Origin of the sequence: Acinetobacter sp. 1130196, from assembly GCF_000588095.1 — a bacterium.
GTDB lineage: Bacteria > Pseudomonadota > Gammaproteobacteria > Pseudomonadales > Moraxellaceae > Acinetobacter > Acinetobacter nosocomialis.
Map to the genome: position 1 here is coordinate 1 of NZ_JFWX01000038.1, position 12,798 is coordinate 12,798.

Consider the following 12,798-nt stretch of genomic DNA (forward strand, 5'->3'; position numbering starts at 1 on the left):
TACCTGATGCAAAGGCAGAATCAGTGCGCAAGGCTTTAACTGAAGCTCTGAAATATTTACCTGCAGAACTGCGTAAAACGTTGACCTATGACCGTGGACGCGAGATGTCAGAACATAAAATACTCGAAGAAGATTTAGGCATAGATGTATATTTCTGTGACCCACATTCACCTTGGCAAAAAGGCACATGCGAAAATATGAATGGTTTAATTAGGCAATATTTACCTAAAGGGATTGATTTAAATCAGGCAGATCAGCATTATTTAAATCAAGTTGCCATGTCACTGAATACTCGTCCTAGAAAGGCGTTAGATTGGCTTACACCATTAGAGAAATTTGCTCAGCTTGTTGATTATCATATGGCTTTTGAAACTGTCGCACCTCATGTTTGAATTCGCCCACCTTCACTCTTCCCATACCAAGCTGGTTCTAAATATATTTTATTTTTAGCTCTCGCACTTGATGCATTCATAAATGTACCGAAGAGAGCTGACCTTATTAAGTTCATGTCACTCTCTTCTCTAGTGCGTTTTCCATTTTTGTTAAAATGTAGATCTAACGCTAACCCAATATGATTAACTGTAGTTCTATGCTCTCTCTGTCCATTATGACCATCGTTGTTTTCAATACAACGATATCCTGAATCAATTTTATTAAATGTGAATTCTTTGTTATGTATTCTTTTAATATAAAATAAAGTGGCTTTTAAGATCCAAATAACCGATCTATGTATACCTGAATATTCATTTGCAAAATTGCCTAATGTCCCATTTTTATTTTTATACTGTTTTGTTCTACCTGCACCAAACCCATTACATTGTTTTCCTCCACCATAATCTTTACATGGACATTTCATCGATTCAAAGTAAGAAGCTATTCCATATTCATCTCTGAATCTATCTAAGGCAGCTAAAACAGAACCACAAATCTTACCAGTGTCTGGAACCCCCATATAATCCCGTTGAAATTGTTTAATACATGTTGCTGTCAGTTCTGTAAATTCATCTGTTGGTAATGCTCCACCAAAACCTGCTAAGCGAATATTAACTTCTCTGATTAACTCACTTTTACCACTGGAAATACATTGAGGATTGGTTTTACAAATATTTGTAGTATTTGCTTTAGGAGTACCTCCATCTTGACTACGATCATCAATAGTCAAAATTTTAGAAACTGAACTTGCAGCTTCATTCAATGCTTTTTTAGTATCTTCATAAAGTTGATGTGCTTTTTCTGGAAGCCCATTTTCTTGTTTTGTTTGAGAAGAAGGATTAGCTGGTCTTTTTGCTACTGGAGCTGGGGTTGTTTTTGCACTACTAGCAGTAGGTTTATTTGTAGATTGAGCTGAGTGCTTGTGCTTAGGTTTGTCTTGGTGTGAATGATTTCCAGAAGCAGGAATATGAACTGGTAATTTAATGACTTGTCCAATACTAATCTTATTGGGATCGTCTATTTTATTTAAACGTTCTAGTGCTCGAACAGTCGTATGATTTTTTTGTGCTATTTCAAAAAGCGTATCACCCTTTTTAACAATATGTGTTTTCCTTTTATATTGTCCATTATTACCTTGATTCGTTAATGTTTTTAAATCCAAAAGGACTTTAGGACTTGTAATTTTTACAATCATTCGGTCTTTAGACATTACAAAACTTTGTACTTTAACCATTGAGCCTTTAAACATACTTTTAATATATACATCTAAAGCAGTTCCTTTATCTTGGCTGATTTCAACAATACACCCAGATGAATTTGTTGGTCCCGCCGCGATAACTCGCCCAGTTTTCTGGTTTTTTACTACATATTGTGCTTTTGAAATTGGGCTGCCAAATAAATCTAAAATTTGTATTGTAACTAATGATTTTTTATTCATTTTCAGCCCCTATCTTCAGTATTATTATCAATTCCAGAGTTATTACCATTTATGCTCTGATCTTCTAAAAAGTCATCTTCATCAAAGCTATCAATTAATAGCCCCCATTCATCATCAGAACCAATTAAAACTTGAACATTTGTTGGATCAGCACTACTAATTTTTCCTGTACGTCCATGCTCATCTACAGCCCCTGAAGTAAATGAATTTGTCTCTGGAATGAATGCCTTATAGCTAAGCTTACTAAAGTCACTTTCCCAAAATAGATCATATATATCTAAACGATTACTAAAACTTGGTGTATTAGGCATCTTAGGAACCTCATATGAAACCTTGGCCCCACTCGTAAACAAATGCTGCCCAGCTTTACTTTCAAACTTACCGCCTGTTGTTGAAAACACGCCATTGGCATTAATTTTGAGCTGTGACCCACCTGCGGTTAATACAATTTCTTTTGGACTCGTAAGCTCGATTTTATCTTCAGTAGAAATCAGCTTAATGACCTTCTTGGCAATTGCTTCAATAGCATCGTCTTGTGCTTGTAGTTCGAGCTTTCCTTTTGCTGCATAAGCGCGCAAACCTTTTTGCGCAGCGAAGAAACTAATTTTGTCTTGTGCATGCCCAATAATATTTTTCTGTGCACTCAAATTAATTGAACCGCTAGCACTTTCGGCAATATCTTGCGACGCTTGCAAAATAATATTTTCAGGTGTTGTCAAAGCAATGCCATTTGGCGATGCTAACAACATAAGGGCTTGTCTGAAGATCTTGCCTTGCTCTTGCTGTTTAGTATCGGAACTGCTTTCTAAACCTTGGGTATAACCCTCCATAAAGCCTTGTAAAGAACTCAATGCTTTAGAAGGTGACACTTCCAATTTACTGCCTTTACTAAAAGTTCCACATACACTCATTAGGTCAAAGTCCTTAGCCTCGACATTCGCTAAGACCTTTCCAACCTCTTTAATACTCTCAAATGGATTTTTATGAATACGATCTTTTATGCTGGCAAGTTTACCTTTAACGATGTCGGCACCATGTTCTTCAACGTTTTCGATGAATGCTTTTAAGTTTTCCACTGCATCTTTGGCATCGCTAAAGAAAGCATTAAATTCATCTACAACGCCTTTTGCGTTTCCGCCTAGAGCACCAATATCCTCAATAAAGCCGCCACAGCTTTTGAGTGCATGAATAGGGTCGTTATTAATGCCTTCCTTAAACAGATTTACCGTACTATTTAATGCCTGACCTGTGGTTTTTAGCTCAAGCGACTGGATGAATTTGGGTAAGCGATTAATCACGTTTAAAGCATCAGTTTGTTGCTTGGCTGCAACTTCACTGAGCATTTTCATGCTTTCATAGCCTTGTGAAAGTAAAGATTGTGCTTGTGCAGCCTCTAAATGATCTGCAATCGCTTGCTCTTGTGCATAGGTACTAATGAGCATGCCTTTACCCGCACGCACAGCTCCCCAAGCATCTGTTCTGAGCTCAAAGCCTTCACCACGGCCTTGGCTCGTCTCTTGTTCTTTTGGATGACTTAAATTACCTAAATTCAGCTGTGTTGCTGCATGACTACTTTGGAGTTGGGTACTGATTTGCCCGGTTGTGTCATCAAAACGTAATTGGTTAAAGCCACTGCCATTGATTTCCTGACTGCGAATCCCGCTCAGTTTTTTAGTTGCAGGAAGTTGCCCTTTTACATCGAACTTAGTGGGTGAGCGCTGCGCTTCATGGATGCGCCCAGTCACAAATGGACGGTCAATATTGCCGTCAAAGAAGTCAATAACAACCACTTCACCAATACGCGGCAAGAAACGTGCCCCATAACCTTCTCCTGCCCAAGGAGTCAGTACATCCACCCAAGCCGAGTCGGTATCATTGTCATTGCTACCTGCACCACCATCATGGCCATGATCATCACTACGGGTAAATAGAAAACGTACTTTAATGCGTCCCCATTCATCGACATGAATGGTTTCTCCCTCTGGTCCCACGACTTTTGCTCGTTGTGGGTAGGCAATTGGGCGATGCTGTTCTGGATTATATTCAGGCGCAGTTTTGATTTGACGGCGTATTAGAGTCAGCTCATTACCTTGACGTTCGATATCATCATAACCATTTTGATCCCAACGACTTTGGGTTAATAACTGGCTAACCTGCTGGTGTAAATCTTTAGGTAAGTTATTTTGATTATAGAAGTTTTTAGCAATGATCAAGAACTCTTGATCTGCCCCTTCATGCTGATCAATTTCAGGGTGCTCGCGTAGATTAAACCAATACCCGACTTGGCTATCGCGGACACTACTATAGGCTTTAAAGTATTTAGCCCGACTCGCATGCATGTCGGTGAAGTGCTGATTTAGTTTTTCTAATTGACTACTGCCTGAAGCCGTTGCCTGATCTTCCCCTTTTAAATCTTGCATCCAAGCCGGGCTTACATGCCATGCTTGCTCAAGACTTAAAGTGGCGGAGTCAAAGCTGTCTGAATGTGTATGCGTGGTAACAACCGAACCATTACCCTCTTCTTGTGTAAGGGCATCGGGTTGCCAGCGCTGCACATGTACCGCTGTCGGTTGCAAACTCCGTACTGCAACAAAGCCAGTAATACTATCTTGATATTCGGTTGCGCTACTTCTGTGATAGCGAATACTACGACGCTCTAAAGCCTGATACTGGCTATTGTCATCAATTAATCTTAGTTTTTGAGTTTGTATTGGCGCAGTAAAATGCGGAACAAAAAGCTCTGTTTCATCAATGAGCCAACTAATACCTTCACTTCGCCATAAACGCGTAAGGAAGTCATAGTCAGACTCATTATGCTGCATAGTAAAAGGTCGAATATCATAGTTTTGACCTAAGCCGCTCAAGTCAAGACTTAAACTCGCAGCAAACAGTGGACTTTTTTCTTGCCACTCTTTAAATAAAACTTCGGTAATTTCTACGATACTTTTATTCATAAAAACACGACTATTACGGCGTTTGTGCCATAAATTTGTCGCATCTTCTATAGTCAGCTTATAAAGCGTTAAAGCGCCATCACTTTGTCCATAACTGGCCTCAGTCACAATACCTGTAGTTCGGAACAATTGCCCCGAATCAGTGACCTGATCAACAGCGACTTGAACACCAATAAATTGCTTCAATGCAATTTGGGCATTAGTTGAAAGGCAGATCAATTCCGCCATTAGGCCACCATTCAACTGATGTTGACCTTCTATACGTTGTAAGAATATTTGGTTATTGAGTAGTTCATTAGAAAATTGTACATGGATAGCACGTTTCTGAGCATTTAGCCCTATTTTTTCCAAGACACTAAATATATTAAAAACCATTTTTTTATAATCATTAGGATATATAAACGGCTGCACTTTATAAAAAACAGAACTATCTGTCTACAAAATTATGCGTTATTTTTATCAATTTTTCTTATATTTTCACTTGTTCGAATATGATTAAAAAAAGCCCAACTTAAGTTGGGCTTTTTTTAATCATATTAAATTCACTTTTTAGCAGTCTTAAATGCCGGATAAAAACGGAATAACTGCCATAAACAGACCAGTAAAAGTAAAAGGAAATAAACCAAAGACCATACTGGTAAAGACTGACCTAAAAAAGTCCAGTCAATTGCAGCACACTCACCTGAACCAGAAAGGACTTCTTGTAAAACTGCTTTCATGGGTAGTGCATCGATTAAATAATTTAAACCTGGTCCACAACTTGGTACTTGGTCTGGTGGTAAATGCTGTAGCCAAACATGACGGCCTGCCACGCCCACTGACCATAAAATTGCAATGCCTGCTAAAAATGCATAGAAGCGTTTAACCGCATTAGAAACTGGGTTATGCAAAAATGCAATGAGCGCCACAAACCCCATTGCCATTAAGCCAACACGTTGAAAAATACAGAGCGGACATGGCTCTAACCCTTTTACATGTTCCAAATATAACGCAAAAGACATGCCGACAATGCTTGCCAGTACAAGCAGTCCACTCACCAAACGGTAACTTAATCGCATGTAAAACCTCATTTTTATCTATATTGTTCAAGATATTGATCAAAACTGATCTGACTATCTTGTTCAAGTTGTTCTTGCTGATGTAAAGATTGTGCAGCCAATTGTTCAAAATATTGCAAAGTCTCTGCACTGATTTCATGCTTTTCATAACTTTCAGCATGCATCTGTGCCATATGACTGCCAAAGCTCCAGGTTCCACCATGCTTTAACGTGTCATCAATCACATGCGCAGATAGTGTTTCATCTACTTCATCAATACGTTCTTGCATCACGGCCAAAGCCGAGCTGTACAGATCTGTCGCATAGGTCTGATCGAGTAACTTGGCACAATCCTGCATATTAGAAATGTGCTGACGTGCCCAATCTTCAATATGGTAAGACCCGTTTAAATCAGTAATCGTCGCATTTGGCGCTCGGCCACGATTGACCACTTCTGTCTGGTTCTTCTCAATCAAATCTTGCTCGGGACATAACAACTCAGGGCTACCACTGAGTAAGCAATAAAGCGCCAGTGCCTCAAGGAAACCAGCCGTTGTTTCATTTACACCAATTGGTGAATATGGATTTACATCCACTGCACGAAGTTCAACATAACCCACTCCTCGATTTTGCAAGGCCTGAGAAGGTGTTTCTCCCGCGTGCGGGACCTGTTTTGGACGCACGAGACTGTAATATTCATTCTCGATCTGTAAAACATGATCATTAATTTGCAACGGTTCACCAGAGGCATCATTTAACCCTAAACGGCTAAATGGCGGGTAAGGAGAATGTACTGCTTTTTGTAAACCAGCCAGATAACCAGATAAGTTGTTGTAATGGATACCTAAACTCTTTTGTGCCGAGTTTTGGTAGCCTAAACGTCCCATCCGTAATGCTGTAGCATAAGGTAAATAGTATGACCCTTTGATTAAAGGCAACAAATGATGTTCATGTCCGGTCAAGAAACAACGACAAACCGATGGACTCGCCCCGACTAAGAACATAACCAGTGGGGTCAGACGAATAAAGTTACGAATAAGCCCAAAATAACGGTGGCTACGATAATCTTGCAGACTGAGTGCTTTTAATTTTTCGTCAGTTTCATGTTCCTGCAAGGCAGAAAAAAGTGAATCAGGGAAAGATAAATTATAGTGGACGCCCGAAATGGTCTGCATACGGCGACCATAACGAATACCCAAACCACGGCGATAAAGCGTTTTAAAGCGACCAATATTAGAAGTACCGTATTGAGCTAAACGAATTCGTTCTTCGTTGTCATCTAGCATACATGGCATAGACAACGGCCAGAGCTTTTCACCATTTTCTAAATGACGGTGTACAACCGCATGAATATCGGTGAGTTCATGCAAGGCATCACCAATCGTTGGCTGTGGTGAAGTAATAAACTCCATCAACGCTTCTGAATAGTCAGTCGTAATTTTTGGATGTGTTAAAGCTGAACCTAATGCCTTTGGATGTAACTCTTGTGATAAGAACCCATTACTTTGCATACGTAGGCTTTCACGTTCTATTCCACGTAACATGCCTTGTAGTAGCGACGAATCCACCCAAGCAGGAATAACTGATTGAGATGGTGTAGTGGGTTGACTCATGCATTTGCTCGCTTATAAAAGATCACTATATACAAAATCGTGACATGATATGGATGTTGATATGATCACATCATTTCGGTTTGGCAATTTTTATCACAATCTTGTTATTTAAGACACGAAAGAATTGTGATTTTATTGAAGAATAATTGCTAAAGAGTTGTCAATATCATGAACGATCAAGACATTTTAAACTTCTGGTTTTCACCTGAACACCGTTCACTTTGGTTTGCAAAAAGTGATGATTTTGACAAAAAAATCCGTGATCAATTTGCAGATATTCATCAGCAGGCAACTCGAGCAGAACTTTGGTCTTGGCGGAAAACCCCAGAAGGTCGTCTTGCAGAGATTATTGTGCTAGATCAGTTTTCTCGCAACATTTATCGTGATCAACCTGAATCTTTTGCATATGACAGCCTCGCTTTAGCACTGTCACAAGAAGCAATTAGCTTACAACTCGATGCACAGCTTAATCCTGACCAGCGCTCATTTTTGTATATGCCATTTATGCATAGTGAATCAAAATTGATCCATGAGTTTGCTTTAAAGTTATTTCAACGCCTCGGCAATGAAATTAATTTAAGCTTTGAGAAAAAGCATAAAGTGATTATTGATCGCTTTGGACGTTATCCTCATCGCAATGCCATCCTTGGACGTGTTTCAACACCAGAGGAAACCGAATTTTTACTAGAACCGAACAGTAGTTTTTAAGACTTCTCTTTTTTAATGCTGAGTCATCCATTCTTCCATGCTCAGCTGGGAGTTCACCATGAAATATCTCTCTCTTTGTTTAGCTTTAGGCACTGCCTTAACTCTAAGTGCTTGTTCAACTATACCAAGCAAACCAAAAACCTTCGATCAGCTTGGCCAGTTTTCAGCCTATCCGTTAAATGCTCAAACGTTTCGAATCAGTTTCCAAGCTGACTCAAACATGAGCTATGGAACAGCTGAAGAAATTACTTTAGTGAAATCAGCACAAACGACCGTACAAAAAGGCTTCCGCTTTTTTAAAGTACAAAATGACCCAAGTAATCAAAGCCAAAAACCACCTCGTCAGGCTGTGGTTTATCCAGCTGCACCGAGTTTTTATCCGTATGGTTATGGGCGTCGTTATCCGGGTTTCTGGCATGATCCGTTCTATGATTTCCCACAAGTGGTCAATATCGACCCTGTTCAAGTGTCGTATACTATTGAATGTTATCGGGATCAAAAGCAGGCCCCTCAAGACGCTTTTGATGCAACGTTAATTCTCAAATCCATCGGACAAAAATATGGCTTAAGTCCGACAGGAGAGTTGTTGCCACCGCCTGAACCGCCAGTAAAACAAAAATGAATAGGATGACTGTATGAATATGGCAGAAGAAGTACACCATGCACCCAATCTGAAGCGCAGCAAATATTTCGCTACCATGGCGCTGGTTATTGTAGTAGTGCTGTGGATTGGGTTATTGATTGCCAATCGCTTTCTGCCTGAGTATACAAACTTAATTCATATTTTGATGTTAGGTGCGGAAGCTGGCGTAGTGGGTGGACTAGCAGACTGGTATGCGATTACCGTTTTGTTTCGAAACCCATTTGGTAAGCTTCCTATCCCTAAATTTTTGCGGGATCATACCGAAATTATTCCGCGCAATAAGGCCCGTATTGCAGAGTCAATGGGCCGCTTTGTGCAGGAAAACTTTCTGTCACCTCAAGTGGTAGAGCGAAGCTTAGAAAAAACTGACCTAAGCCTTGCCATTGGTCAATGGCTAGCAAGCCCACAAAACAATACGCAAGTGGTACAGCTTATTCAGCAAACTGTACCTAAAGTTTTTGAATTTGTGAGCCAAGAACAAATTGCCAATTTCGTGCAAAACAACAGCGTGCAATGGGTGCGTAACACTCAAGTCAATAAACTTGCGAGTGAAATGCTGCGTGCAGTATTGGAGAATGATTTCCACCAAGATGTATTGCAGCGTGGTCTCGATATCGCGCATGAGTGGGTGGTACAAAACCCGGATAAAACTCGTGAATTAACCCGAAAAATGTTTAAAGCACTGGGTGTCTGGTCACTTGCAAAAGGTGCAAGCTGGATTGGTATTGATGTTCAGCAGCGCACCATCGATTCATTGGTGGAAAAAGTAGAATCCATGCTGGCCGACCACGAGCACCCATGGCGACAGGAAATTGAAACTATTGCCCATTCGCTTATGCTGGAGCTAGCAAATCCTGATAGTGTTGCCAGTCAACGCTTAAATAGCGGTAAAGATGCGCTACTAGATAGCCCTCAAGTCCTAAATTTCATTAGTGGTGCTGTCACTATTTTATGTGATGCCATTAAAGAAGATTTAATGAAAGAAGACTCTGGTATTGCAATGAACCTCAGAGCTGCCATTCAGCAGTTGGGTGAAAACCTTGTTCAAAATGTAAAAGTACGTGAAGTTCTCAACAAAGAAATGACAGGACTTGCCATGAACTTTACGGACCAATATAGCCATAAAATCATACGCTATGTGAGTGAGCGCATTCATGAATGGGACTCACGTGAAATGATTGGAAAAATTGAAAATGAAGTCGGTGGTGACTTACACATGATTCGTGTCAACGGTGTTGTGGTCGGTGCATTTATCGGTTTAACTCTAGGTGTAATTCGCGCAGCGATTGAATCGATTTTATAACGTTAATAATTATCTTAAGAGAATAACATGCTACAGCTTCAGTCAAAATTGCCCGCACAAGGGGTAACTATTTTTAGTACCATGACGGCAATGGCACAGCGCTTAGGTGCACTTAACCTTTCACAAGGTTTCCCGGACTTTCCTGCACCGCCTGCTTTGCTCCAAGCTCTAGCTCAGGCAACTTTGGCTGGACATAACCAGTACCCACCTGGTGATGGCATTCTCGCGCTACGTGAACAGCTCGCTTTACAGTTTCAGCAGCGTGATCAAATTCAACTTGACCCTATCACAGAAATTACAATCACCCCTGGCGCGACCATAGCAATTTTCTGTGCCATACAAGCCTGCATCAATGCAGGTGATGAAGTCATTATTTTTGATCCGAGTTATGACAGCTATGGACCTTCTGTCGAGTTAGCAGGCGGTAAAGCTGTTCGTATTGCTCTACAAGCACCTGACTTTAAAGTGAACTGGCAACAAGTTAAAGATTTGATTAACGATAAAACCCGTATGATTGTGGTGAATACACCCCACAATCCAACTGGCACCATTTGGGAAAAACAGGACTGGTTAGAACTTATTGAACTGATTCAAGATAAAAATATTTTGGTTTTATCCGACGAAGTCTATGAACACTTAGTTTTTGATGGTCAACAGCACTTTAGCGCGTTGCATTTTCCAGAGCTTAGAGAACGTAGTTTTGTGATTGGCTCTTTTGGAAAAACCTTTCATGTGACAGGCTGGAAAACCGGTTACTGTGTTGCTGCACCTGAATTAATGCGTCTATTCCGGCAAATTTATCAATATGCAAATTTCTGTGGTACGACCCCTTGTCAGATTGCGCTTGCGCAATATATGCAGCAACATCCAGAACATATTCAGGAACTTTCACAGTTTTATCAGACTAAACGAGATCGTTTTAATCAGGCAATTCACAATAGTCGTTTTTTATTTAAACCATCTCAAGGGACTTATTTCCAAAACCTTGATTACAGTCAGATTAGACCCGACTTAAACGATGTTGAAATGTGCCAGTTTCTTGCCGAGCAACATAAAATTGTGGCTATTCCTGTTTCAGTGTTTTACCAACAAGCACCTGAGTCTTTACGCCTGATTCGTTTCTGCTTTGCTAAAAATGATGAAACATTGCAAAAAGCAGGAGAAATCTTGAATGAATGTTAATAAATTTAGAAACTTAGCATAGTAAAACACTACAAGAAATTTCAACTAAATATGCTAAGTTGAATGTCCGCCCCGCTCATCAAAGAGATGGGCGATGGAGAACACATGCCACCAAGACAGTCTTTAATACATCAGCAAAATCTATGGAAAACATTTTTTGTTTTCTTATTGCCGCTCATTGCTACCAATATCTTGCAAAATTTATCTGGCACCATTAATACCATCTTTGTTGGACAAATGATGGGGGTCGATGCAATTGCCGCCGTCTCTGTATATTTCCCCATTTTGTTTTTACTACTTGCCTTTATTATTGGAGTTTCAACTGGTACTACTGTTTTAGTAGGACAGGCATGGGGCGCGCAGGATATAGAAAAAGTTCAAAGTGTGGTGGGTTCTACTCTTTTTATGACTATCATTGGTGGAATCATTACCGCGATTATTGGGGCATTCTTCGCCCATGATATTTTAGAGCTTTTAGGTACTGATCCCAAGGTGATGCATCTTGCTTTACCTTATGTGCAATGGATGCTCGCAGGTAGTCCACTTCTATTTGTTTATATTATCTATACCTCAATTTTACGTGGGGTAGGTGACAGCACCACGCCCTTACTGGCACTGGCTTTAACCAGTGTAATCGGTGTGATTATTACCCCAATTTTGCTTAAAGGTTATTTTGGCTTCCCTGCTCTAGGGATTATTGCACCCGCTATAGCATCAATTATTAGTTATATTGCGATTTTAATTTTTCTTGCGATTTATCTAAATAAGAAAAAGCACCCACTTCGACCGAACCGCCAGCTTTTGCAGCATATCCGCCACAACCCAGAACTGAGCAAGATCATTTTACGTCTGGGTGTGCCAACTGGTATTCAAATGATTACCACCTCTATGGCGGGACTCGTGATTGTAGGTTTAGTTAACCGCTTTGGTGCTCATGCCACAGCTGCCTATGGTGCCGTCAACCAAGTACTCAACTATATTCAGTTCCCTGCTTTGTCTATCTCAATTGCAGCCTCAATTTTTGCAGCTCAAGCAATTGGTGCAGGTAAATCAGACTTACTCGCACGTGTTACACGCACAGCTTTAGGCATGAACTTTTTATTCACAGGTGTGTTAATTGCACTTGGCTATCTATTTTCAAAATATTTGATGGCCTTATTCATTACCGACCCAACTGTGGTGGTATTAGGACAGCAGCTCTTATTTATTGTACTTTGGGCAATTTTATTTTTTGGTGCAGGTGCTATTTTTGCATCAATCATGCGGGCCAGCGGTACAGTTACCGTCCCAATGCTGTTAAATATCTCGGCTATTTTGTTAATTGAAATCCCATGCGCTTACTGGTTTAGCTCAATGTGGGGGCTTAAAGGAATCTGGATTGCTTATGCCTTGGCATTTGTGAGCCTTTGTATCGTTCAAGGCTTGTATTACCAGTTTATCTGGAAGAAAAAGAAGATCAAAGTTCTTATTTAAAACAGCTTAAGCCTT

The 12,798-nt window shown here is 40.2% G+C and carries 9 protein-coding genes and 1 pseudogene; 6 read left to right on the forward strand and 4 right to left on the reverse strand.

The window, feature by feature from the left end; genetic code table 11:
- Positions 1-392, forward strand: a 392-nt coding sequence (locus tag J671_RS0104930) for an IS30 family transposase (RefSeq protein WP_000296298.1), incomplete at its 5' end; no start/stop codon positions are given.
- A gap of 5 nt (positions 393-397) precedes the next feature.
- Here the strand turns inward: J671_RS0104930 and J671_RS19885 are convergent.
- The 4 genes and pseudogenes from J671_RS19885 to gshA form a co-directional block, all read right to left on the reverse strand.
- Positions 398-1,870 (reverse strand): annotated as a pseudogene (locus J671_RS19885) (LysM peptidoglycan-binding domain-containing protein); the annotation flags it as partial.
- A 2-nt stretch (positions 1,871-1,872) separates the two neighbouring features.
- A complete protein-coding gene (locus J671_RS19890; protein ID WP_031983171.1) occupies positions 1,873-5,199 on the reverse strand; it encodes a type VI secretion system Vgr family protein in 3,327 nt (1,108 codons plus the stop codon).
- A gap of 167 nt (positions 5,200-5,366) precedes the next feature.
- On the reverse strand, positions 5,367-5,882 hold the full coding sequence (locus tag J671_RS19895; RefSeq protein WP_006581420.1) for a disulfide bond formation protein B: 516 nt from the start codon (positions 5,880-5,882) through the stop codon (positions 5,367-5,369).
- Positions 5,883-5,896: 14 nt separating this feature from the next.
- Positions 5,897-7,474 (reverse strand): glutamate--cysteine ligase, encoded by a 1,578-nt coding sequence (gene gshA / locus J671_RS19900; protein ID WP_031983173.1) that lies wholly within the window; start codon positions 7,472-7,474, stop codon positions 5,897-5,899.
- Between the two features lie 168 nt (positions 7,475-7,642).
- On the opposite strand from gshA, the gene J671_RS19905 reads away from it, so the two are divergent.
- From J671_RS19905 to J671_RS19925, 5 genes are all read left to right on the forward strand, one after another.
- Positions 7,643-8,182, forward strand: coding sequence for a DUF924 family protein (locus J671_RS19905; RefSeq protein WP_009503942.1), 540 nt, complete (start codon positions 7,643-7,645; stop codon positions 8,180-8,182).
- A 58-nt stretch (positions 8,183-8,240) separates the two neighbouring features.
- Positions 8,241-8,804, forward strand: coding sequence for a CC0125/CC1285 family lipoprotein (locus tag J671_RS19910; protein WP_004884951.1), 564 nt, complete (start codon positions 8,241-8,243; stop codon positions 8,802-8,804).
- A gap of 13 nt (positions 8,805-8,817) precedes the next feature.
- A complete protein-coding gene (locus tag J671_RS19915; protein WP_004884953.1) occupies positions 8,818-10,128 on the forward strand; it encodes a DUF445 domain-containing protein in 1,311 nt (436 codons plus the stop codon).
- A gap of 27 nt (positions 10,129-10,155) precedes the next feature.
- Positions 10,156-11,310 (forward strand): pyridoxal phosphate-dependent aminotransferase, encoded by a 1,155-nt coding sequence (locus tag J671_RS19920; protein ID WP_031983174.1) that lies wholly within the window; start codon positions 10,156-10,158, stop codon positions 11,308-11,310.
- Positions 11,311-11,415: 105 nt separating this feature from the next.
- Entirely contained in the window at positions 11,416-12,783 is a 1,368-nt protein-coding gene (locus J671_RS19925; protein WP_009503931.1) for an MATE family efflux transporter, read from the forward strand.
- Positions 12,784-12,798 lie beyond the last annotated feature (15 nt).

What these genes read in the sequence shown, in the direction of transcription:
- J671_RS19915 (WP_004884953.1), top strand. Translation starts at nt 8,818, where the DNA reads ATGAATATGGCAGAAGAAGTACACCATGCACCCAATCTGAAGCGCAGC.
- J671_RS19890 (WP_031983171.1), bottom strand. Translation starts at nt 5,199, where the DNA reads ATGGTTTTTAATATATTTAGTGTCTTGGAAAAAATAGGGCTAAATGCT.
- J671_RS19895 (WP_006581420.1), bottom strand. Translation starts at nt 5,882, where the DNA reads ATGCGATTAAGTTACCGTTTGGTGAGTGGACTGCTTGTACTGGCAAGC.
- J671_RS19905 (WP_009503942.1), top strand. Translation starts at nt 7,643, where the DNA reads ATGAACGATCAAGACATTTTAAACTTCTGGTTTTCACCTGAACACCGT.
- J671_RS19910 (WP_004884951.1), top strand. Translation starts at nt 8,241, where the DNA reads ATGAAATATCTCTCTCTTTGTTTAGCTTTAGGCACTGCCTTAACTCTA.
- J671_RS19925 (WP_009503931.1), top strand. Translation starts at nt 11,416, where the DNA reads ATGCCACCAAGACAGTCTTTAATACATCAGCAAAATCTATGGAAAACA.
- J671_RS19920 (WP_031983174.1), top strand. Translation starts at nt 10,156, where the DNA reads ATGCTACAGCTTCAGTCAAAATTGCCCGCACAAGGGGTAACTATTTTT.
- gshA (WP_031983173.1), bottom strand. Translation starts at nt 7,474, where the DNA reads ATGAGTCAACCCACTACACCATCTCAATCAGTTATTCCTGCTTGGGTG.